The sequence below is a fragment of the Marinomonas transparens genome, assembly GCF_016463975.1.
In the GTDB taxonomy this organism is placed as follows: domain Bacteria; phylum Pseudomonadota; class Gammaproteobacteria; order Pseudomonadales; family Marinomonadaceae; genus Marinomonas; species Marinomonas transparens.
In genome coordinates this window covers 1-23,306 of record NZ_JAEMNX010000033.1, presented here as the reverse complement: position 1 = coordinate 23,306, position 23,306 = coordinate 1, and the positions used below count along the sequence as shown (strand labels likewise).

At 44.2% G+C, this 23,306-nt stretch carries 14 protein-coding genes; 4 read left to right on the top strand and 10 right to left on the bottom strand.

Annotated elements, in window-relative coordinates; translation table 11 throughout:
• Positions 1–5 precede the first annotated feature (5 nt).
• The 3 genes from I8J31_RS19355 to I8J31_RS19345 are packed head-to-tail and all read left to right on the top strand — an operon-like array spanning position 6 to position 4,256.
• Positions 6–839 carry a TauD/TfdA dioxygenase family protein gene (locus I8J31_RS19355; protein WP_199470230.1) on the top strand — a complete coding sequence of 278 codons (834 nt, stop codon included), beginning with the start codon at positions 6–8 and terminating at the stop codon, positions 837–839.
• On the top strand, positions 836–2,341 hold the full coding sequence (locus tag I8J31_RS19350) for an FAD-binding protein (protein WP_199470229.1): 1,506 nt from the start codon (positions 836–838) through the stop codon (positions 2,339–2,341). The genes I8J31_RS19355 and I8J31_RS19350 overlap by 4 nt, the downstream gene beginning before the upstream one ends.
• A gap of 43 nt (positions 2,342–2,384) precedes the next feature.
• Entirely contained in the window at positions 2,385–4,256 is a 1,872-nt protein-coding gene (locus tag I8J31_RS19345) for an L-tyrosine/L-tryptophan isonitrile synthase family protein (RefSeq protein ID WP_199470228.1), read from the top strand.
• Between the two features lie 63 nt (positions 4,257–4,319).
• On the opposite strand, the gene I8J31_RS19340 is transcribed toward I8J31_RS19345, so the two are convergent.
• The gene (locus I8J31_RS19340; RefSeq protein WP_199470227.1) at positions 4,320–5,228 is read right to left on the bottom strand and encodes a LysR family transcriptional regulator; all 909 of its coding nucleotides are present in this window, start codon (positions 5,226–5,228) and stop codon (positions 4,320–4,322) included.
• 107 nt (positions 5,229–5,335) lie between these two features.
• On the opposite strand from I8J31_RS19340, the gene I8J31_RS19335 reads away from it, so the two are divergent.
• A complete protein-coding gene (locus tag I8J31_RS19335) occupies positions 5,336–6,235 on the top strand; it encodes a DMT family transporter (RefSeq protein ID WP_199470226.1) in 900 nt (299 codons plus the stop codon).
• Between the two features lie 43 nt (positions 6,236–6,278).
• Here I8J31_RS19335 and I8J31_RS19330 read toward each other — a convergent pair whose 3' ends face one another.
• The 9 genes from I8J31_RS19330 to I8J31_RS19290 all read right to left on the bottom strand — a co-directional run.
• Positions 6,279–8,663, bottom strand: coding sequence for a methyl-accepting chemotaxis protein (locus I8J31_RS19330; RefSeq protein ID WP_199470225.1), 2,385 nt, complete (start codon positions 8,661–8,663; stop codon positions 6,279–6,281).
• 438 nt (positions 8,664–9,101) lie between these two features.
• Positions 9,102–9,701: an adenylyl-sulfate kinase gene (gene cysC, locus I8J31_RS19325; protein WP_199470224.1), complete on the bottom strand. Its 600-nt coding sequence runs from the start codon at positions 9,699–9,701 to the stop codon at positions 9,102–9,104.
• Between the two features lie 2 nt (positions 9,702–9,703).
• Positions 9,704–11,005, bottom strand: coding sequence for an HlyD family type I secretion periplasmic adaptor subunit (locus tag I8J31_RS19320; protein ID WP_199470223.1), 1,302 nt, complete (start codon positions 11,003–11,005; stop codon positions 9,704–9,706).
• The gene (locus tag I8J31_RS19315) at positions 11,002–12,696 is read right to left on the bottom strand and encodes an ATP-binding cassette domain-containing protein (protein ID WP_199470222.1); all 1,695 of its coding nucleotides are present in this window, start codon (positions 12,694–12,696) and stop codon (positions 11,002–11,004) included. The genes I8J31_RS19320 and I8J31_RS19315 overlap by 4 nt, the downstream gene beginning before the upstream one ends.
• Before the next feature lie 17 nt (positions 12,697–12,713).
• Entirely contained in the window at positions 12,714–15,620 is a 2,907-nt protein-coding gene (locus tag I8J31_RS19310) for a sulfotransferase (RefSeq protein WP_199470221.1), read from the bottom strand.
• A 99-nt stretch (positions 15,621–15,719) separates the two neighbouring features.
• Positions 15,720–16,196, bottom strand: coding sequence for a hypothetical protein (locus I8J31_RS19305; RefSeq protein ID WP_199470220.1), 477 nt, complete (start codon positions 16,194–16,196; stop codon positions 15,720–15,722).
• A gap of 269 nt (positions 16,197–16,465) precedes the next feature.
• Positions 16,466–20,413, bottom strand: coding sequence for an Ig-like domain-containing protein (locus tag I8J31_RS19300; protein WP_199470219.1), 3,948 nt, complete (start codon positions 20,411–20,413; stop codon positions 16,466–16,468).
• Positions 20,414–20,483: 70 nt separating this feature from the next.
• Positions 20,484–21,788: a TolC family protein gene (locus I8J31_RS19295; protein WP_199470218.1), complete on the bottom strand. Its 1,305-nt coding sequence runs from the start codon at positions 21,786–21,788 to the stop codon at positions 20,484–20,486.
• 530 nt (positions 21,789–22,318) lie between these two features.
• Positions 22,319–23,306 (bottom strand): Ig-like domain-containing protein (locus tag I8J31_RS19290; RefSeq protein WP_199470217.1); only part of this gene is annotated, 988 nt, incomplete at its 5' end.

The window sequence follows — 23,306 nt, the reverse complement described above, 5'->3', positions numbered from 1 at the left end:
GTAGTATGGATTGTGAAATTACCTATCTTAAACCCTATGGCGTACTCATAACTCCCAAAAGTGATACTAATATAGAGGCTCTCAATATAAAGGAGCTAAAACAATTTTTTCATCAAGAACATCTGATTTTATTAAGAGGATTCGATGCCTTCGATAGCGCTGATAAATTCGCTGAGTATTGTGAAAACTGGGGCGAAGTCAGCCTTTGGCCATTTGGCAAAGTGCTCGAACTGATTCAGCAAGATGAACCCGAAGATCACATTTTTGATAACAGCTATATGCCACTACACTGGGATGGCATGTATCGACCTCAAGTCCCCGAATATCAAATATTTCAATGCGTTAAAGCTCCTCAAGCAGGACAAGGAGGAAGAACCACTTTTTCAAACACCCTGCTCGCCCTAAAAAATGCCCCAGAAGAACACGTCTCACTTTGGAAAAAAACCACCGGTAATTACCACAGGAAAATGTCGTTTTACAACAGTAAAACCGTGTCTCCCATCATCACCAAACACCCGCAAAGAGAACATCTTGTGATTCGTTATAACGAGCCACACATTGAAGAAAAAGGCGACTTTGTTAACCCTCCAGACCTTAACTTTACCGGTATCGAAGCAGAAGAAGTTGAATTGCTTCATGCCAGCTTACGTCAGGCTCTGTATGACCCACAAAATTTTTACGCCCATGAATGGCAAACGGGAGACGTGGTGATCTGTGACAATTTTTCTCTGCTGCATGGCCGAGAAGCCTTTATCACCCAGTCTCATCGTCACCTACGCCGCGTTCAAGTATTAAGCAACCCACCTGTCGATAACCCTAGTTTGGAGTCTTATCAATGAATACACATACCACAGATATTGCCATCATAGGCGCCGGTCCCGTTGGACTAATGTGCCATTATCTCGCTAAGCGTTGCGGCCTGAGTAGCATGATTATTGATAAGTCGGACGGCCCCTTACAAGTCGGTAGAGCGGATGCATTGAATGCCCGCACCTTACAATTACTAGAGGTGGCGGATTTATTTGAGGAGCTTTATCCCCTAGGTAAACCGTGCAATACCAGCTCTATTTGGGCCGATGGCAAATTCCTATCGCGACAATCCTCTTGGTGGGAAGAGCTTGAAGGATGCTTCCACAAGCACTTTTTGATGATAGGACAATCCTTTATTGAACAATTATTGGACAAAAAACTGACAGCGATGCAAGCGGGTGTTCAACGCGCCACCTCGGTGGACGATATTCAATTAAACGATGCTGGGTGCCTAACTAAGCTAAGCAATGGAGAAACGATCCAGTCGCGCTTTGTAATCGGTGCCGATGGTTCACAGTCTTTTGTTCGTAAGCACTTTAATGTGCCTTTTAACATTATTCGCCCAGAAATCACTTGGGCGGTCATCGATGGTGTCTTAGCAACCGACTTCCCCAAGGTACCGGAAATTATTGTTTTCCAAGCGGAAACCTCAGATGTTGCGTGGATCCCAAGGGAAGGCAACATAGACAGATTTTACATCCGAATGGACACCACAGATTTCACCCAAGAAGAGGCCGTCGCCAAAATTAATCGTGCGATGCGACCACATACCTTGAGCTTCAAAGAGGTGGTTTGGTTTTCGCAATTCTCGGTAAAAGAGTCCGTTGCCGAACAATTCTTGGTAGAAGATAAGGTCTTTCTTGCTGGTGACGCCTCACATATCCACTCAGTGAATGGTGGACAAGGCCTCAACACAGGCCTTGCCGATGCCTTCAATCTGATCTGGAAGCTCAACATGGTCATCCAGCATCAGGCTCCCCCAGCGCTACTACAAAGTTATGAGAGCGAGCGACAACCCGTTGCCCGAAGTGTGATTGAAAGTTCCGGCGAATTGGTACGCTCAACCAAGTATTCAGCCACCGGAACCCATGCTCAAGACTACCTAAAAATCGTCGAAAAGCGCGCCGGTAATATTACCGGAATGGGCATTCGCTATAGCGAGTCTGGACTAGAAGGTTCCCGCCTCTTTGACTGCGAAATTTTTGATGGAAACAAACAGACTCGACTGTATTCTCTGTTGAACTATTCTAAATATACCCTATTCGTTTTCACCGACGATGAAATCACAATCAGCGTGCCTGACCACATCGAAGTCATTCAAATCCACTCAAATAAAAATCAAATATTCCATTGGGCGAAAAATATAGAATATATAAACCAAGCCATTTTAGTTCGACCAGACGCTTATATTAAATCCATAACGGAAGTAACTTATTTAAACGAACTCATTGAGACATTTGAGAGCAATGAGACTATTGAGACTTCTACTAAATCTCTCAAAAATAAAAAAGCCGTTACAGAAGTTGCTTAAGAAAAACAAACCACATGGTGTTATCAAAACTAAGGGAATAGTTATGAACAATATACAATATGAAGAAGCGGTAGAAAAAATATCTTTTATCCTACTCAGCCAATTAATTGCCCAGTCCGATGCCAGCTTTGAAGGCTTGGTAAAACTAAAAGAAAAAATACGTCACTTTGTTTATGACAGAAAAAAAATTCAATTGTTGCTGCCGGCCTTTCCTTGCAAAACCAATAACCTCAATAAAGTACTAGGGCATAATCCTGACATTGGCGAATACCTAGTGCTTAGAAAGTTTGTCGGCACCATTCGCGACATTCAAGCCATCTATGACCCCGGTGTCTCCTTCTATGTTTTTTCTGACTACCACACCTTTTCCGACTACATTTCTGTTGACCTGGCCCACCACTATGATTATGCGGATGGCTTAAAGAAAATGGTGGGTCGAATGAACGCCAGTGATTCGCTGAAAATAGTCAACTTTGAAGATTTTGAGGAATTCGATGGCATCAGTGATACAGAATACTTTACCGCGTTAAAAGACAAATTTGGTGACAAAGACTACGAGCAGAATTTTTCAGAGCTCAAACTCAGAAACAACAAAATGAATAATACCTATCTGGGTTTAAAGAAATTCATGTCCCAAGATCAACAACATATCTTAGCCAAATTTTCCCATAAAGCAGGTCGTAAACGCCTTGCCGAAATGGCCAAAGGCATGATGGTACAAGGCAAAGCGTTAGATAACTTCTTACAGCAAAAGTTTGCTGACTGTATTCGCTTGAGCATCCATGAACACCCAATGATAGGGAAAAAATATTCCCTCTATTTGTTTGATGAACCTAGGTTCAAAACCCCTTGGCACAGCACCATGATGTTTGATGCCCACAGTGGCAACTTCTTAGTCGATGCTCATGAACAGCACCTGAAAAAACACGGTGTTATCCCTGTAAGCTATGAAGACCAACCATGGTGTCTAATAAAACTGACGGCCAGCGCCGAACTTGCACCACAGCTAACAAAAATACGCGCCAGATTACAAAATGAAAAATTCGGTTTGATTCTAGAGTCCAGCGACTCGACATTACCCATTACGCTGCTAAACCAGAAAGATTTAAACCAACTCGTTAAAGAATTTGGTACCGTCACTTTAAGAGGGTTTCAAGCCCTATCTGAACCCGCACAAATGGAGGCCTGGTATAGCCGTCGTGGCGCTATCGTTCCTTGGCAATTTGGTCAGCTTAATAAAATCACTCCGCCGGCTTCCCTCTCAAACGCAGCAAAATCAACCGCCAGTTTAGCGATCGACTGGAACTTGGTCTGTCCACCCACTTATATGGGCATTCATCCAAGCAAATATGCTTATGAAGATTTCACGCCCCATGAATTCGCCCTGTACAGCCATCGTAACGACACGAATCAGAACCCTGAAGCCAGCAATGTCGTCATAGATTCCGTACTAGCAGGTTTAATAATAGATGGTCAAGAACGTGAAAAATTGCGCCAGACAAGTCTGAAGTATGAACTAGAAGAAAATCATCTCGGCACGGTAAGTAACACCCATCCGCTAATCATTCAATGTCCACAGACTCGTCAAGAGACCCTACGTTGGTGGAAAAGCGGTCATCAAGGTCATGCGCTAGAACCTTTGCCAGCCCATCAGACCAGCATTGAAACCTCACCCGCTTATACGGACTGTCAGACACTAGAAGCCCGCTTACTAGAAATCTGTATGGACCCCAGAGTCTGTATTCGTTATCACGTCACAGAAGGAGACTTGATGCTGTTTAACAATCACACCACCCTACAGAGCATGGTGGCATTGAATGGCAATAATGAACTGTGGCACATGCAATTGCAGCCAAATTCAGTCAATTCACCATGGCAGCCTTATAATAGAGTGGAACTCCACCAAGCCAGCTAGCAATAAAAAATGCGTTATTAAGGGAGGTTTAACCTCCCTTAATAACCTTATGCTGTTAGTACCCTAAGCCCATCGGCTTTCCATAAAGTCGATAAAAACGCGCAGTTTATTAGGCATAAAACGCATGGCGGGAAACTGCATATGAACACCGCCTTGAAAGTCGCTATTAAGTTGCCAGTCTGTTAACACCTCAATCACCTCACCACTTTTCAGCGAGTCCCGCACCACAAAATCGGGAAACAACCCAATACCTAAATCTTGTTTCACTCCTTTTAAACGCATTTCCGAATGGTTATTAATGTAACGCCCACCTACCGTAACGGCCATTTTTCGCGCCCCTTGCTGAAAAGACCAAACATTATCGCCATCAAAAAAACCAAGGGGTAAGCAATCATGCTCAACCAAATCTTCAGGAGAATGAGGCGTGCCCTGCTTCGCTAAATAAGTCGGGCTAGCGCAAAGTACAGAACGTATAGAGCCTAGGGTTTTACACACTAAATGCTCATAAGGCTGATCTGCCACATGAAACACCAAGTCCACATCTTGATAAGCCGGATCAATCCGTAAATCCGTCACTTGCACCTGCAATGAAATCTCCGGATACGAGTTCATGAATTCCAATAAAAAAGGCTCTAATACTTGCTTGGCAAAGGCTTTTGGCGCGGCAATTCGCAAACGACCTTTGGCTTCTGTCGCGTTACTTTCCGATGCCTGCACCGCCTCTTTTGCGCTGTCGAGCATATTACGACATTGCTCATATACGGCCATGCCCACCAAGGTCGTGGTTTGCCTGCGTGTTGTACGCTCTATCAGCACAGCCGATAGCGCACTTTCCATACGAGACACCTGTCGGCTCACACCGGATGGCGTAATCCCTAATATCTGCGCCGCTTTGGTAAAGCTACCCGTTTCAACTACAGCAACAAATGCCGCCATATCTGGCAGCAGGGTGATGAGTTTATTTGTGTCCATGAGTCATAAGTCTTTTGAATTAATGGGCCATTATTATTCTATAGAATAGAAGTTAGCATATTTTTCTACCCTGCTGTCCCATTAAACATGCCATTTAACGAGAAACCATGAAAACACAAACGCTTAATACCCCAACCGCTTTTAGTAGACTCCCTCTCCCAGAATTGTCTTTACTGTTGACCGCTATTTTTTGGGGCACCAGTTACGGCATAGCAAAAGACGCCTTGGTTTACACCAGTGTATTAGCTTTCATCATTATCCGCTTCGGGTTCACCTCGCTGCTATTGCTGCCTATTTATTGGAATGAAGTTCGAAAAGGGATCGCGGGGGATTGGAAATACGCCGTACCAACAGGCGCTATCTTGTTGTGTATTTTTATGGCCGAAACCTATGGCGTATTTCACACCACCGCCTCAAAAGCAGCCTTTCTAATTAGTCTATGTATTTTGATGACCCCCTTTGTAGAAGCAATTACCGCCAGACAATGGCCAAGCAAAAACATCATTGGCTTTGCTCTGTTATCTTTGTTGGGTGTTTTCTTACTCACCCAAAAAGAACTGGGGTGGTTATCTTTAAATACAGGCGATTACTTGATTCTATTCGCGGCTTTTTTACGGGCTTGTATGGTGGTGACTACCAAGGTGTTATTACATGGCAAACAACTTTCACCCTTGAGTACCACCAGTATTCAAGCCAACGTGGTGACCCTTGGCGCACTTGTTCTGTTTTTTGTAGGAGACAACCCAATCGCCGAGCTCATACCAACACAATGGCGCTTTTGGCTGTTGACCTTCTACCTTGTCATCTTCTGTACCATCTTTGCTCTGTTCGCCCAGAATTATGGCGTGAAGCACACGACACCTTCCCGCGTGGCACTGCTCACAGGCTCAGAGCCCGCCTTCGGCGCTATCTTTGCTTTTATTTGGTTGGGGGAGTCTCTGACCACTCTTCAAATGCTAGGTGGAGGATGCATTTTACTCTCGACACTAATCGTTTCAAAAAAGTAATGGTGAAAAAAGCCCCTAAATTTCAGCGATAACTACAAAGAAGCTAGATATTTTCATCCTTATTACGGACCATATTGCGACGATTCGTTGACCAGTTTTTGTCTGTCACTTGGAAGCGGTTGATCTGTCCCATAATATGATCAGCCAGTTTGATAACATCACGACCAACTAAGGTTGAATACTCTGTCTGCTCATTAATTTGTATGAAGCTCTGCCTCATCTCATCGTAATGGCAAGTGACGTCTAAAACATTTGTTTTTTGACTAATGATAGCTTCTGAAATATTCTCAACTTTATCAGAGATAGTTTTCATTGCCTCTTTTACTAGAGACAACGACTGAGTAGCATCTTCAACATTAGCTGAAGATTGATCGGCATTGGATTTGCTGTATTCCATGCGCCTCACCACTTCTAACGTTCCGTTTTGAATGGCACTAACCATACTAGCAACCTCATCAGTGGACTGACGTGTTTTTGAGGCTAAAGAACGTACTTCGTCAGCAACCACGGCAAAACCTCGTCCGGCTTCACCTGCACGAGCGGCTTCGATTGCGGCATTTAAAGCCAATAAGTTGGTTTGTTCAGCAATGCTATTGATGACATCTATAATGCCAACAATTCGGTCAGTATCTCCTTTCAGTTTTGATATTGCATCAACCGTTTGAGTAATTTCTTCTGATAACTCTTTCATCGTGTCTGCGACTTTTAAGACCACTTGCCCGCTTGAATGTACCGTTTCATTGCCTTGCCTTGTTGCATCGCTAATCTGCCCCAATTCAGCCTCTACTCTTTTCGTCGATTCATTAGCGCCTGATAGACAAACATTCACTTTTTCAGACTGCTTTTTTTGCTCTTGTGTCGCTAAAGCGAGTTTACTATTCACCTCAGCCATATCATCAGAGATCGGCTTTAGTCGAACTACTGATGCTAAAATCACCGAAAAAGTAGTATCTATATGGCCAATAAATACGTTAATCCCCTTAGCAAGTTTTGAAAATTCACCCTTGCCCTCTACAGGGAGTCGTTGAGTCAGATCCCCCTCTCCTTCAGCAATGCCATGTACTAACTTCACCATCTTATTGATTGGCTTAACGATTACTTTAGATAAAAGCCAACCTAGCAAAGCCCCCACCACCAATGTCATTAAAGAAGTAATCATCAGGGTTACATAAATCGTATCCTGTAGTTTTGTAATCGAAGAAAACGCTTCGGACTGACTCACTTCACTGATAATTGACCAATTCATATTGGGTATTTGCAGAGGCTTAAACGCACTTAAAGAAGGCTCACCTAAATAGTTATTCGCAACAACAAAACCTTGCTTACCTGCAATGGCCTCATTGACTCCTTCACTGCTTATCTTGAGAAGACCAATAGTCGTATTGTGAAGAGTAATTTCTTGCAGAAGGTCATCCGCTATATTGCTACTTTTTACTTGCGCTAAAAAAGCATCTTTATTCTCTAATAATAAACGATCATTACTGCGCATTAATTTGTCATCACCAACCACATACGTCTGACTCGTTTTGGCAAAACCACTAGACTCCCACCCCTTTTGGTGAGTTATAACAGCATTAATGCGGTCTATAGGCATTTTAAAAATCAATACACCAATCATTTCTTTATTACTGAAAATAGGCGCTGAAAGGAAAGATGCCGTCGCATTATACGAAGGCTTATAGGCAGAAAAATCGGTCAAATAAGTTACGCGATCCTTACCACTACTGACCGCCATTTTAAACACTTGGCCTAATCCAGTATTCTGATAAGGGCCCGTTTTTAAAGATGTTCCAAAGTCTAATTCCTTAAATACACTGTAAATAACGTGGCCTGTTTTAGCGTCAGCAATAAACACGTCATAAAAGCCAAATTGTTTTTGAAAATCATGGAACATCGGGTGAAATTCTTGGTGTATTTTGTCATATGTCGAATTATCACCAGCACTATTTAAAACGTTTTTCTCGCCAAAAGGAGCAGAATTGTTACTGATGTAAGTTGTTTGAATGGCTTTAGCTACAGGACTTAGCTTCTCTAGAGTGCTGTCTGGGTCACTCGAGCGTCCACCATTAAGTTTTTGAAACTTTTCATCAAATTGATTACGGTAATAATTCACTAGCCTATCATTATCCGCCCCACTGATTGCTAAACCGTAATGAGAAAATGCATCCGAAAATGCTTCCGCCGCCAAGATTGTACTGTTGTTATGGGATAGGCTAATGGCTTGATTCGCCATAAAGTCGAAATAGGACTCGACCACATGAGCAGTCAAGTCTCGTGAAACCATTAATTGTTGCTTAACTCCTTCCTGAAGAGCTAGGGTTCCTTTATTCAACGCATTTGCACTCAGTATCAAACTAACAATAACCGTTGGAATAACACAAAGCAGAGTTCCCATTAGAACCAAACGCGCCTTGATTGATAAAGCCATATTCCATCCTTGAAATTTAATGAAATCTAAGAAACCTCTACCAATGTATAGATCCAGATCGTTAAAAAATCAAAAAAAACACGAATATAACGGTCAACTCTAGCGTTATTAAATGGGCAAAAAATGAGCATTACTACACGGATAAAGACAATCCACTTCTAGGTTTACATCGATATTCGGCCGTTATTTTAGACATGAAAAAAAGGGTAAGCTCTGAAGAATTTACCCTTGCTGAAATATTCTTATAGGTATGCTTATTGCGGCAAGGGGATTATTGATTAGTAAATTTTTGTCCTGTTCGCCCAGAACTATGACGTGAGACACACAACCCCTCTCACGTTGCCCTGCTCATAGCCGCCTTCAGAGGCATTGTATTAGCCACACTGATGGCCTCCAGAAAAGAAAGTACGTTTTAGATCGCTCCATCTAGACACACCACTAAACAGAAGGCAGCAACAGGCGCCTCCCCAAATACGCCAGAATTATCGAAACACAATCGTTCACCGACATGATATCCGTATTAAACACAATATCCGCAGATTTAGGCGCTTCATAAGGCGAATCAATTCCTGTAAAGCCCTTGATTTTCCCGGCTCTCGCTTGCTTATAAAGCCCCTTTGTATCACGCTGTTCACAGACAGATAAAGGTGTATCAAGATACACATCAATGACATTCTCCTCCCCTATAAGGTCCTTTATAAAAGACCTATCGCTCTGAAAAGGGGAAATAAACGCCGCCAACACAATCAAACCTGCATCGGTAAATAACTTAGACACTTCACCGACTCGACGCATATTTTCAGTTCGATCAGTTTCAGAAAAGCCAAGGTCCTGATTTAACCCATGGCGTAAATTATCGCCATCCAATAAATAGGTATGCAACCCACGTTCAAACAAAGCCTGTTCCAACGCATTCGCTAAAGTCGACTTTCCTGAGCCACTCAAACCAGTAAACCAAAGCACATAAGAAGGCTGTTTTTTTTGCATTAAACGATGCTGCTTCGTCACCTTCAAGTTCTGCCAAGTCAAATTATTCATCCCTAACGCTCGGTTAAAGCAAAAGGTAAAGACTGCACAAAAGGCGAAAATATATATTCCAGCACACTTCGTTGCCCAGTGATAATACCAGCCGTTACCAGCACACCTGAAGACAACTTATAGAGATTCTGCCCCTTACCAAAATATTCGTCATTTATTGAAATGCGCACCACATAGTAGACATCACCCTCTTCTGAGGTAATAGTATCAGGGCTAATTGAGTCAACAGCACCAATTAATCGTCCGTAATTCTGAGCCTCACCCGATGCTAACTGAATAAATACAGATTGCCCCTGCTGAACATGACCAATATCCTGCGGAGGCAATTTTGCCTCAACGATCAAACCATCTTTACCTGGCACCATATCGACCACGGTTCCACCTGGTGCAATAACGCCCCCTTCAGTCACCACATAAAGGTTCTTAATGATACCGTCCATCGGTGCACGTAAAACGGTACGCTCCAAACTGTCTTTATATTTTTTCAGCCGCTGTTCAGCTTCATTAAGCTGGTTACGGGTTTCAGAATACGCGGTATTCACTTCCTCGTTATATTTATTCTGAATGGCAACAAGATTACTCTTCGCTTGATTTAATGAGGCTTTTGTCTTGGCAAGGCCCACTTCACCTTCCGCGATGTCACTTTCTAATTTGTTCATTTCTTTTAAGCTATCAAGATGCTCATAACGATTACTCAAAGAGTTCGTTAGCAGCTTCTTTTCTATCTCGTTTTGTTCCTGTACAAGCAGCAGGCGTTTTTTACTATAATGAATACGAGTAGCCATTTCTTGAACCGTCTTCTCGCGCACATTTATCTCATCTTTCTGAGCCTGAAGAGAACTGATTAACTGATTACGGCGCGCTTGAAAAAGTGTTTCTGTACGTTGTGCTAACTGAAAATTTTCAGCTAAAAACACATCATCAAAAGTAATAGTCTCATCCCCTTTGATCTCCGCAAGTAAACGGGTTTTATCAGCGATTAACGAATTCACCCGAGACAACATTTCAGCATAAGAAGAACCACTATTCATGGTTTCAAGTTCTATTAGTGCTTGCCCTTTAATAACAGGCTGCCCTTCCCTCACTAGTATTTTTTGAACAATCCCCCCTTCCAAATGTTGTACCGTCTGTACTTTATTAACAGGTTCTATCGAGCCATTCGCCATACTCACCAAATCTAAAGGGCTAAACGAGGCCCAAAAAATAAACGCCAAAAAACCAGCAATAATAAAAAACAACAAACTACGCTGTGCCTTACCCACATTCTCTAACTTCTGATAAACCGCTTTTTGTTCAAGTATCATACGAGTGCTCCCTTTTCTAAACTACCGGAAGTAGCTTTAGGATGTGCTGACGAAATCTGCATAACATGACGTTCATCTAAATTAATGTATTTAGCGCCAGCTTTTAAAGGTTGCGTAAACTGGGAAATAACAATCAAGGTACGCTTCTCTTTTTCCAATTCCCCCAACACCCGCTGCATCATACTAATGCCCTCTTTATCTAAGCCTTCTAAAGGCTCATCAACCACGACTAATTGTCCTTGCGTTAACAAAGCACGAGCAAAAGCAATACGACGACGAATTCCTAACGCTAAATTACGACCTCGCTGTTGAATAATCATATCTAAGCCTTCTGGGTGTTGCTCTATCCACCCACCCAACTGCACACGATGAAGCGCAGCCAAAATCTGTGCATCATCAATACTGCTATCAATCAAACTCATATTTTCCCGCAAGGTACCGGGCAACAAATCAGGATCTTGTGGCAAATACACCAGCTGCTCACGCCACCAACGAGCATTCACTTGGCGTAACTCAACCCCATCAATTGAAATACTGCCTCGCATCGGCTGAACGAGACCGGTGATCAAGCGAGCCAAGGTCGTTTTCCCCTTACCATTGCTACCTGTTACCATCAGGCATTCACCTTCCTCCAACTCAAAATTGAGGTTCTCATAGACCATCAAAGGTGCATTAGGATAAGAAAACATCACCTGCTTAAAGCTTAATTTACCCAGATAAGTAGGAAGCTTGGTGCCTCTTTGTGTTTCCTCGGGTAAATCCAGAAAAGCCTCGACATTTTTAAAGGATTCAATAGCATTCAACCAAGTCGGCACCTGCTGAATCGGCTGACTAATTAACACAATCAAACGCGCAGACAATATATTTGCCCCAATCAACAGACCAAAATTAAGATCACCATGCACAGATAAGGCGGCACCAATAGAAATAATGACTACCGACATAAACATGGTTGCACTACGGACCTGGCTTTGTATCTTCTCTTGTTGCAACTGCAAAGCATGTTTAGAAACACGGCTCTCACCACTGTCATCCGATAAACGTTGCGCTAGCCAATCTTGTGCATTGTTAATTCGCACCACTTCGGTCAACTCAGTATTCTTTAATAAGCTATTAAACTGCCCTTGTGCGAGCTGATGATGCTCTGTGACCGCTTTTATTCGATGCACACTGACACCTAAAAATATCAGCAATACACACACAACAAACAAGGCGCATAACGCCAATTCCCAAGACAACAAAAACAGCACACCCAATAGCAATAAAGCAAAAGGCATATCCAGTAATGCTAATATCGGTTGGGGGCTGACAGCTTGCCCAATACGTTCCAGCCAGCTGGTCGTACCGCCTCCAATATCAGGTGAATTCAAATGTGATTGCAACGCCCCACTACGGGCATTCAACAAGACATGACTGACTTTCTCTGATAGCTTACGAGACTCAGCTGCACACAAAGCCGCCGCGATTTTATAGCGTGCGCGACGCAACAGAATCTCTATACCAATACCGATCAAGGCACCCATCGCTAAGGTATACAAGGTACTGTCTATGCCATGGGCCAAATAACGCCCATACACCAACATGACAAAAATAGTCGAAGTAAGACCCAAAATATGAATCAACAAGCTGCTTAAAACCATATACAGGTTTAGGTTCGACTGTGCCCACAATGGGGCTAATAAAGCTCTCATACATTAACCTTTAAAAATCATAAAAACTGTTCAATACCCGCCAAAGGAAAAAACGCTTCATCTTCATCTGGGTCGCTGTCGAATCCTTTCTGTATATCGTCAACCACATCGGTTAACGCTGTCGTCTCATTAACTTGTTTTTTATTCGTCAATGCCTGAACTTTTTCTACTTGCCCTGTTTGCTCATACGCTTTTATCAGGTTCTTACGCCATTCTTTTTGCCATGGTAAGGTCTCTAAAGCGGATTCAAGCAAATCAATTCCCTCTGCCATATGCCCTTTACTGCAATACACCAAGCCAGTCATATACTGGCAAGCCGCGTGATTCGGGTTATGGTGCAGCATTTTTTTAAAACACGCCTCAGCCTCGTCTAGCTCCCCTTTATCAAAATGTGCCACGCCACGACTCAGAAAATCCGGCAAAGGCAAAGTCATCATTTCAATGGCATCAAATTCAATAGGTGCATTTGTCCCTTTCGTCAAAGGCGCTAACTTATTTTTGTAATTCAGCCACTTAGCTTTCGATGTTTTATACAAAGGCTGACGTACTTGCCACACACTGGCGGTTTTAACCGAACGCTCCAGTTCATTAAACTTAAGCACCTCGGGTTGCCACTCCACGCCAATATAATCAAGCATCTTACGGGCAGACCCTTCTAGGTCTTCCACCACATCTTCATAGTTAACTTCTAAAATTTGACCGGGAAAAACCTGATTCCAGTGATGCATTAACAAATTATGATCCGCCAACTGCTCACCAATATGGGTCAAATCATAAGCAAAGCCCATTCCGCCGTGCTTAGCTTGATAATCGGTAAAGTAATTGGATAACGCGATATCACGGGGGTCTCGACGCACAGAAATAATCCTGGCATGGGGGAAAAGAAACTTAATCAAGCCGATATTTTCAAAGTTATGGGGCAGCTTATCGACAATATGCTTGGCATCTGGGGCAAATGCTTGCAACTCTTGTAGAACATTATTGGCAATGCCTTTGGTCACATACTCGCCTAAATCATCCACACAATCAGGGTATTGACGACCAGAGCCCACATGGCGCTCCCAACGATTTAACCCCTGAATCACATTGGGAATCAGCCCCAATTCACCCGCACCAAAAATATCGCTATGTCCGGAAATAATTTGCTCAACTAATGTGGTACCGGAGCGCGGCATCCCTAGCACAAACACAGGCAAAGACGACACCACACCGAAATTAGGTCTGTGCTCATACAAGGACGAAGAAAACGCATAACGAAGACGGGCACAATGATTACGATGGTCTTTAGCATCATATTTTAAGAAGCGTAAACTCGATTCATTGGCCTGTTCTGCTAACGAAAATGCCTTTTCAAAATTTTTACGTTTTTCCCAAGCTGATGCCAACTGAAACAACAAACTAGAACGCATAGAGCCTTCCATGCTAGGTAATCTAGCGGACTTCTCCAGTTTATCTAACGTCTCCTCGTCTTCTGGAAAATGCCGTGCATTAATCAAAGAGCTAATACCTTTAACAGGATCGACCTCTTTTACCTTTTCGAACAAAGACACCGCTTCTTCGATACGACCTTGCTGCATTTTCTGCTGACCCAAGCCCGATAGCGCCGGTAAAAAATATGGCCGTTCTGCAAGGATTTCAACAAACAAACTTTCGGCTTTATCAAACGCCTGCTCATCTGATTCCACCATCGCCAAGGCATGTTTCGCTTGGATTCGGCACAGTTCTATGTATTCAGCACTGTGCTCTGCCCCCGCTACCATCGCGTCGGCCAATGTGACCGCTTTTTCTGCAGCATGGCGAGCTTTCTGACTGAAATGATGCAAACACACACCAGACAACCGAACCCATAACGCACTGCTTTCCTTTTCCTGTTGAATCGCTCGATGAATAAACACCATGGCAGGCATAGGCATGCCCTGCATCTGTGCTAACTCAGACAAAAATAACAACAAAGCAATATTATTAGGGAAAACTTTCAACAAATCCTTTAAAAAAGATTCGGCAATGCCATGCTGGTCATGCTCTGTTAATAAAGTTGCGTATTCACCCCCCCAATAAACCGCTTGGTCTTCCTCGTCCATTAAGACATCACGACTTAGCCATTGCTCCGCAGAGCCATACTCTTCAAGCAATACCCACCAATGCAATTGCAAGCGCTGTAAACGGCTTTCATAGCTTTTCCAAAGCGTTTCAGGTGTCGAGCCCTGCAGTTTAAACAAGCAATCCAAAGCTTCTTCAAATACAGTAGGAACGATAGACAAAGAAAAATCGATTATAGATTGAGCTTTACTCGTCGAGACCTCATCGTTATTCCTTCCATCTCGAAAAACTAGGCTTTTTTGATACAGGGTTACCCATAGCTGAATACGATTAAGCTGTGCCGCCATACGTAAGGGCTGAATCGCCAAAGAGCGCACAAACAAGAGCAAGGCTTTTTCAGACTCACCTTGCACCATATGGCACCAAGCCAAACGAGCCAATGCCAAATCATGCTTCGGCGCTTGCTTTATCAGCGCTTTTAATAAGCTATGGGCTTTCTCGATTTGCTGACTCGCAATGTATACCGCAGCCAAATCACACAGGGCGTCCTTGTCTAAAACATCTTGTTGAGCCTCAAGCAAAACCAAGCTTTCAAGCAAGTTTTCACGCTCGCCTAAATGAGCATAAGCCAATGCCAACAATACGTTGACGGGCAATACCTTGGGTAACTGGTCAGCGGGCATGTCAGACAACAAAGCCAAGCATTCGGCTTTCAATTCGTTAAATTGCTGATTCGCCACAAAGCTGCGTAGTTTAACCACCTCAAAAGCTGAGCTTTCTTCAGTAACGAAAGCTGCTGAGCGCTCGGTCACAACCATTCCTCCCTGCTGGCCATTACTGTAACCGTTTTCATTATTCGTAATATGAGCAATGTTATCAGCCATAATTTTTACCTCTTCATTCATTCTTCTGCGTTATACCAAGCTAAAGGAATCGTGAAATATTCATTTAAATCAATTAACTGATTAGAATTTTCGAATTAGTTAAAGTAAATTTTCCGTACCACGAAAAATGTTATCAACCGCGATAATCACACTCGCTTGCGCTGCACTCCCATCGTTTTGCGTATTAATTAGATCGATTTCACCAGACAGCACATCGATCAAGTCATCAACATGGTTCGGCAATGGAATATAAGGAAAGGACAACATAGGCATGTCGCTGTCATTCGAAGCAGCAACATCAAACACAGAAACATAACAACTTTTGAACGCGGATAAACCTTGCTCTACGCTGACTCGTTCAGCACGGGCATCATCCAACTGAGATAATGTGGGATAACAACTGGTATCAATTAATTGGAGCCGTGGCTTTGCTGCAATAAAACCTTGCTCTGCCTGAACAATAATAGCCCCATCTTGCAATAGCTGAGTTAACTCACTCTTCACCGGCTCTGCGTGGGCAACCCCCACGGACAGCCAAAAACTCAAGATCAAGATGGATTTTTTATCGACACACATAAAACATTTCCCCAAAAATAATGACGTGTCATTACAGACAAATACACTTTCACCATTATCTTTGCTAGAAAAACAGAATGTCAGTCTCAAACCTCTCAAACATCTCGTTAAATCAAAAATTTCACCATCTGATCTAAAAAAATGCCCATATTTCAAACAGGACTTGCCACATCCCTAACGATCATATTCAGTAAGCACAGCACTACGACAGATTTACCTAGCGAATAGATAATTATCATGTACTGTACAAGCAGAGCTCTACTACCAAGCTAGAACATAGGCTGCGTTGCCGCTATGCTAGTTGGCAGTTGATCGGCATAAGCAGTGCTAAACACCTGTCCTTTGCCAGGGTTTTGACCTGAATTACCAGCATTAGCCATACCATCCCACAGATCAACTCTCGAAGTCCTTCCATTCGTCACGCCGACAGCTCCCTTTGCACCTGTCGGTGCTCCATAAGCCCTAAAAAAGCTGCCATTTACATATATCTTCGCCGATCCTCTTGCTATTAAACCGCGGCTGTCCGCCCAAGCCAAATAACTAGCGTGCGTCAAAAGCTGAGTTATCTCTTGCTCTTTATTCCCACCATGTACTCCCTCTGCATCATCTCCCACTAATACTATTTTATCGTCAGCGCCTAAATTCTCCCCTGACAACCATTTAGAACCGGAACTAAAATTCAATTTTTCTGAATTACTGTCCACCTTGATATAAATGGTGTAACTCACATTCGCATCAAATGTTCGTGCACTATGGCTGCTCGACGTACCTGCCACCAAATCAAATACCACAATCGATGTATCGACCTGTAAGCCTATTTCTTGGTTCGTATTTCCCGCCTTATCATTCACTTCACCCGCCGCTATCGTTACCTTGTCTTCTTCCGTTGCCGTAGAACCACTGCCCAGTGTGATGGTATAGATATTTGAATAACCATCACTGTCATCGTCAACGGTACTCAGTGTCGCGCCGGTTCCCCAGCTATGGCTATCAGTCAGCGTAAAATCACTTAGCTGCAAATCAGCAACCTTAACCACTTCACTAAAGGTGATCGTTACCGTGTCACCTGCATCTAACACGGTATTACTCACCCCCTTAGACATATCCCATACAAGGGGGTTACTGGTGGCCGCGACTGGCGCCACAGTGTCTGATGTTACAGTGAAATCAGGCAACTCACTTTCATTGCCCGCCGCGTCTGTCGCTATGACCGTAAAGTTATAGGTGGTTCCGTTCTCCAACGAGACAGTGGATGACCAATCATCACCTGTGACCAGACCGTAAGCCGTCAAGACCCCATCATTGTAAATTTCGACCTTCGAGCCCGCTTCCACTTTACCAGACAGCTGTGTTCTAGTGTCATCCGTGGTATCCCCAGACGTTAACGAACCCTGCACATTGCCCACATCGTCGGTGAGCCCCAGCGTCACCTCCGGCCCTTTAGTATCCCCAGTGATGTTGAAGGTAGCCGTCGCCACACCTTCATTACCCGCTGCATCCGTCGCTTTGACATTAAATTGATAACTAACACCATCGCTAATCTCCGCAGTGTAGCTCCAGAGGCCATTCGACATCACGGTAGCCTCACCCAACTTGGTAGTACCATCGTAAACAGTCACCGTCGAACTTGGATCATCAGTGGCACCCGACAGCGCCAGGCTGGTGTCATCCGTGACATCACCCGTCACTAACTGCTTCTTAATTTTGCCCACATCGTCAATGGCCTTAGAAAAATACACCATCGGCGCTACCGTGTCCGCCGTCACGCTAAAATACGATGTCGCCGCACTTTCATTACCCACCGCATCCGTCGCTTTAGCGTTAAGTTGATAATCATTACCGTTGACCAAGGTTGCGCTGTAAGTCCAATTTCCATTGGATTCAACGGTAGCATCGCCCATTACGGTTATACCGTTGTAAATTTTAACCGTTGAACCCGCTTCCGCTGTACCAGACAGCAACAAGGTAGTGTCGTCCGTGGAGCTCCCAGACGTTAACGCGCCCTGTATACTGCCCACATCATCCGTCACCGATGTCATTGCTACATCCGGCGCACTCATGTCTGCCGTCACGCTAAAATTCGATGTCGCTGCACTTTCATTGCCCGCTGCGTCCGTCGCTTTGGCGTTAAATTGATAATTATTGCCGTTGACTAGGGTCGCGCTGTAAGTCCAATTTCCATTGCTATCAACGGTCGCATTACCGACTTCCGTCTCACCGTTGTAAACTTTGACCCTTGAACCCGCTTCCACTGTGCCAGACAACACCAAGTTCGTATCATCAGTAATGTCTCCTGACGTTAAAGTTCCCGTCACACTACCCATATCATCGGTTACCGTGTCAATCGACACATCCGGCGCAGTAGTGTCCGCCGTCACATTGAAGTCCAACGTGGCGTCACTTTCATTACCCACCGCGTCCGTGGCTTTGGCACTAAATTGATAATCATTGCCGTTGACCAAGGTCGCGTTGTAAGTCCAATTTCCACTACTATCAACGGTCGCATCACCCACTGCGTTTCCAGCTTCGTAAATTTTAACCGTCGCGCCTGCTTCCGTTTTGCCAGACAATAATAAGCTAGTGTCGTCCGTGCTGACCTCCGACGATAAGAGGCCGGTGACACTGCCCACATCATCCATCACTGTAAATTCTGGAGCCAAAATCGTAGTGTCCGCTGTCACGCTAAAATTCGATGTCGCTGCACTTTCATTACCCACCGCATCCGTCGCTTTAGCGTTAAGTTGATAATCATTACCGTTGACCAAGGTTGCGCTGTAAGTCCAATTTCCATTGGATTCAACGGTAGCATCGCCCATTACGGTTATACCGTTGTAAATTTTAACCGTTGAACCCGCTTCCGCTGTACCAGACAACAACAAATTGGTGTCGTCCGTGGAGCTCCCAGACGTTAACGCGCCCTGTATACTGCCCACATCATCCGTCACCGCGGCTATTGCTACATCCGGCGCCACGGCGTCCACCGTAACCCCAAAATTCTCAGTAGCAACACTTTCATTACCTGCCGCATCCGTCGCTTTAGCATTAAACTGATAACGCATGTCGTGGGTTATGACTGCGGTGTAGCTCCAAGTGCCATTTGACGCCACATTGGCGTCCCCCAACTCTGTACTGCCGTTGTAAATTTTGACCTTCGAACCCGCTTCCACTGTGCCAGACAGTACCAAATTCGTATCGTCCGTAATGTCTCCTGACGCTAAAGTTCCCGTCACACTCCCCATATCATCGGTTACCGTGTCAATCGACACATCCGGCGCAATCGTGTCCGCTGTCACGCTAAAATTCGATGTCGCCGCACTTTCATTACCCGCAACATCCGTCGCCTTAGCATTAAAGTGATAATCAATACCGTTGATAATCGTGGCGGTGTAGCTCCAAGCCCCATTCGGTTCAACCGTCGCGTCACCCAATTCGGTCAAACCATTGTAAATTTTGACCGTCGAGCCCGCTTCCGAGCTACCGGATATAACCAAACTGATGGCATTGGTTCTATCACCAGACACTAACGCTTGGCCTGCATCATTGGTCACAGTGAAATTCGGAGTCATAACAGTGACATTTTGTGTTTCCGCCATTGTATCTAACGAATCTGTAATCAACTGGTCTATATCGCCCATCATTGAAAAAGTGTCACTTAGCAGCGTTTGTTCCGTCCGATCCATTAAATCAGCAGATAAAAAGGCATCACTTTGCTCATAAATCAAGCCCTGTCCACCTTCCTCTTCACTCAAACTAATAACAGTAGAAAAATCAAACTGATCCGTTTTCTTCGCAACCTCTCCTTTATTGAAGTCACGAACCAGAATACAAAGGGCAGTTTTAGTAAAAATAGGCCTTTCTGATGATTCAAATTCCTCGATGAAAAAATCAGACGGCCCACAGTCAGTCACAATATTCAATGGCGCAACTGCGTTTAATTGCTGAAGACTGTTGTAGTCCACCTCTGCCAATAAATTCAAGAGCACCACTTTAAGCTCATCCGAGACCGTTAACTCATCTAACCTGTCACTCGCATCCTGAAGCGCCTGCTCGGCTGTTTTACCTTCATAAAATGCCGAATAAAAAGCCTCTTTAGCCTGTTCAAAAGCCGCATCTTCGTCAATGACCAGAGACACTGTATGCCCGATCACAGTTGTTTCTTCTTGCTGCCCATTAATGTAACCGCTTTCATCATCTCTATGAACAACATTATCAGCCATAATACTTTACCCCTTACCCCTTTATCCTTGACGCATCAAGCCAAAGGAATAATAAAATATTTATTTAAAATCAATAAATTACAGTTTTATCCAAATTGGCTAGAGTGAGTTTCCCCATACTGCGCAAAATGTTATAAGACGCGATAATTACACTCGCTTGTGCTGCGCTGTAATCGCTTTGCGCATTGATTAGAGATGTTTCACCAGACAACACATCGATCAAGGAACGGCGCCCCAGTTCACGTTCTTTACGCACTAAAGATAAGTATTGATCGGCGATTTCAGCCTGATCCAATAGATACCCTGCTCGCTCTTTCGCCAGCGCCCAATCGGTCCACGCATTCTTGGCCGCTTCACGCTCAGTAATCACCATATAGTCGGCCTGAGATTGACGTACGGCCTCATCCGCCGCTGCGGCTTTTATTTGATGACTAGATTGACCCGCCAAATTGATATCCCAATCAAATTGCACGGCAATTTGATTGCTGTCTTGATCCCCAGACACACCATCTTGGTTTTCCTTATGGCTCGTGCTGGCCACCAGACTGAGACTGGGCATCCATTCAATATTTTTCACGCGTCGTCGCTCAGCACGGGCTTCTTCGACACGGGCCATTTCTAGACGAATACTAGGATTGTTCAGCGCCAACCCATCGATCAATTCATCGATATTGTTTGGCAATAGTGCATGAGGAAGGGACAACATAGGCATGTCACTGTCATTCGGGGCAGCAACACCAAACACAGCAATATAACGGTTTTTAGACGCGGATAAAGCCTGCTCTGCGCTGACTCGTTTAGCTCGGGCACCAGCCAGCTGGGATTTAGCTTGCAACACATCGCTAGTGTAACCCCTGCCCTTATTGATTCGCGTATTTTCAAGCTTTGTTTGCGTTTTAATATTCTCTTCTGATCGCTGTGCGTAGCGTACAACGCGATAATCTTTTTTAAGATTAACATAGGCTTCTAACCCAGCCAGCAACACATTCTGAGACTGTAAAGTATGTTCCGCTTCTTTAATCGAAACGTTCTTTTGCGCTTTGCTGATGGTACTGGACGTTTTACCAAAGTCCCACAAGGTTTGACGTAAACGGGCATCAAATTCAGCGGTTGACAACCTGTTGTCATTTCCCGGATCACGGTAAAAGTGCTCCCGCCCATAATTTCCGCTCAAAGAGAAAGTGGGATACCAACTAGCGTCCGTTGACTTAAGCTGTTGCTGTGCTGCAATAAGGCCTTGTTCAGCCTGAACGATAAGAGCGTGATCTTGCAACAACTGGGTTAACTCGTTCTTCACATCCACCGATTCTGCATGCATCGTTCCTGCGAACAGTCCGACTGTTATCATCAAGATGGATTTTTTACTGACACGCATACTACTCTTCCTAACAAATGTTCACGCGCAATTACAAAAAACCACGCTTTCACACATTATCTTTGTTAGGAAAATAGAATGTCAGTCTCAATCCTCTCAAACCTCTCGCAAAATCAAAAAAATTTAACTGTTTTTTAGAAATATCATCAAAAACCTACCTTAAAAAACACATAATTCTTCGCCCTTGCCTATAGGAGACTTTTGCATGACTGCTGTGCGCACCAATACATTGTAAAAATAGAGAACGAGTCAAAACGCCATGGCAGCGCCCTCCCCTTCAAGCGTTACACCCTCTAAATGCAATCACCAAGGCTATAAAACAGCTTTCATAGCCTTGACATAGCGCTTGTGATGCACTTCTCCGCTAGGTTAATAAACACATGTTCACCTCTTCCAACACGGGTAGAACACTGATAATACGTCACTATTTGCCGCTTACCTTAATCACAAATCGTCAGAGATTGCTCGCTCACAAAATAAGGCCCAATTAAACGAATAGTTCGAATAATAGGGCCCTTTAGATAGCCGGCCTACGACATAGGTTGGCTTACTGCAATACTCGTTGGCAGCTGTAAGATATAAAGATCATCCTCATTACGGTTATTCGCACCTAATGTAGCCCACGAGAATCCCTCCCACAGCCTAGCCTGATTATAAGCTTCGTTCATACCAAGGCTATTAAGATCATAAGTTCCACTGCGGCCAAAAAGGCCTGAGACCCCTATATATGCGGCACCCTTGCTAAATAATAATGGTTGTGTTCTACCGGCAGTAGCGGGAGACTCCCAAACCAACGAAGGTGCAAGTTTGAGCATATTCCCTCCCTGTAAGAATGTTTTCGACGTAGCAACTCTGAGTTGTACATCAGTAACAGCTCTACCATGTCGACCACGTAGTTCCGAACCATCAGCACTAACCAATACAAGTTTATCGTCCAGACCTAAAGGATTACTCCCTTCTTCCGATGACCACCAAGAATCAGAGTCCAAGGATTTATTATTATCATAAGTATCCGTCACGATATAAATGGTGTAACTCACGTTTTCATCAAATACGCGCCCACTATGGCTACTCGACATGCCTGTCGTTAAATCAAATACCACGACCGACGTGTCTACGACAGGAATCGGTATCGGCTCTACAACCACAGGACCATCTGAAGGGGGATTTGGATCAAGGGCCTCAGAAAAGACACCGATCAAAAAATCCTCCGTGGCCGCACTTTCATTACCCACGGCATCAGTGGCTTTGGCATTAAAATAATAGGTTTTGAATAGGCTAAGAGACGTGGCGGTGTAGCTCCAAGTACCATCCGACGCTACTGTCGCGTTGCCCAGCTCGTTATCACCATCGTAAACTTTGACCGTCGAGCCCACTTCCGCTGTGCCAAATAACACGACCGAACTATCGGTCGTACTCTCGTCTTCGATTTTACCATTACTATCTTCGATTGAGGTTATTGCCACCTCCGGCGGTGTGGTGTCCACTGTGATCTCAACGTCACCTGTCTCAAGAGCA

Bases quoted from the DNA above. Each gene is read 5' to 3' on its own strand.
- I8J31_RS19355 (WP_199470230.1), top strand. From the start codon at position 6: ATGGATTGTGAAATTACCTATCTTAAACCCTATGGCGTACTCATAACT.
- I8J31_RS19350 (WP_199470229.1), top strand. From the start codon at position 836: ATGAATACACATACCACAGATATTGCCATCATAGGCGCCGGTCCCGTT.
- I8J31_RS19345 (WP_199470228.1), top strand. From the start codon at position 2,385: ATGAACAATATACAATATGAAGAAGCGGTAGAAAAAATATCTTTTATC.
- I8J31_RS19340 (WP_199470227.1), bottom strand. From the start codon at position 5,228: ATGGACACAAATAAACTCATCACCCTGCTGCCAGATATGGCGGCATTT.
- I8J31_RS19335 (WP_199470226.1), top strand. From the start codon at position 5,336: ATGAAAACACAAACGCTTAATACCCCAACCGCTTTTAGTAGACTCCCT.
- I8J31_RS19330 (WP_199470225.1), bottom strand. From the start codon at position 8,663: ATGGCTTTATCAATCAAGGCGCGTTTGGTTCTAATGGGAACTCTGCTT.
- cysC (WP_199470224.1), bottom strand. From the start codon at position 9,701: ATGAATAATTTGACTTGGCAGAACTTGAAGGTGACGAAGCAGCATCGT.
- I8J31_RS19320 (WP_199470223.1), bottom strand. From the start codon at position 11,005: ATGATACTTGAACAAAAAGCGGTTTATCAGAAGTTAGAGAATGTGGGT.
- I8J31_RS19315 (WP_199470222.1), bottom strand. From the start codon at position 12,696: ATGAGAGCTTTATTAGCCCCATTGTGGGCACAGTCGAACCTAAACCTG.
- I8J31_RS19310 (WP_199470221.1), bottom strand. From the start codon at position 15,620: ATGGCTGATAACATTGCTCATATTACGAATAATGAAAACGGTTACAGT.
- I8J31_RS19305 (WP_199470220.1), bottom strand. From the start codon at position 16,196: ATGTGTGTCGATAAAAAATCCATCTTGATCTTGAGTTTTTGGCTGTCC.
- I8J31_RS19300 (WP_199470219.1), bottom strand. From the start codon at position 20,413: ATGGCTGATAATGTTGTTCATAGAGATGATGAAAGCGGTTACATTAAT.
- I8J31_RS19295 (WP_199470218.1), bottom strand. From the start codon at position 21,788: ATGCGTGTCAGTAAAAAATCCATCTTGATGATAACAGTCGGACTGTTC.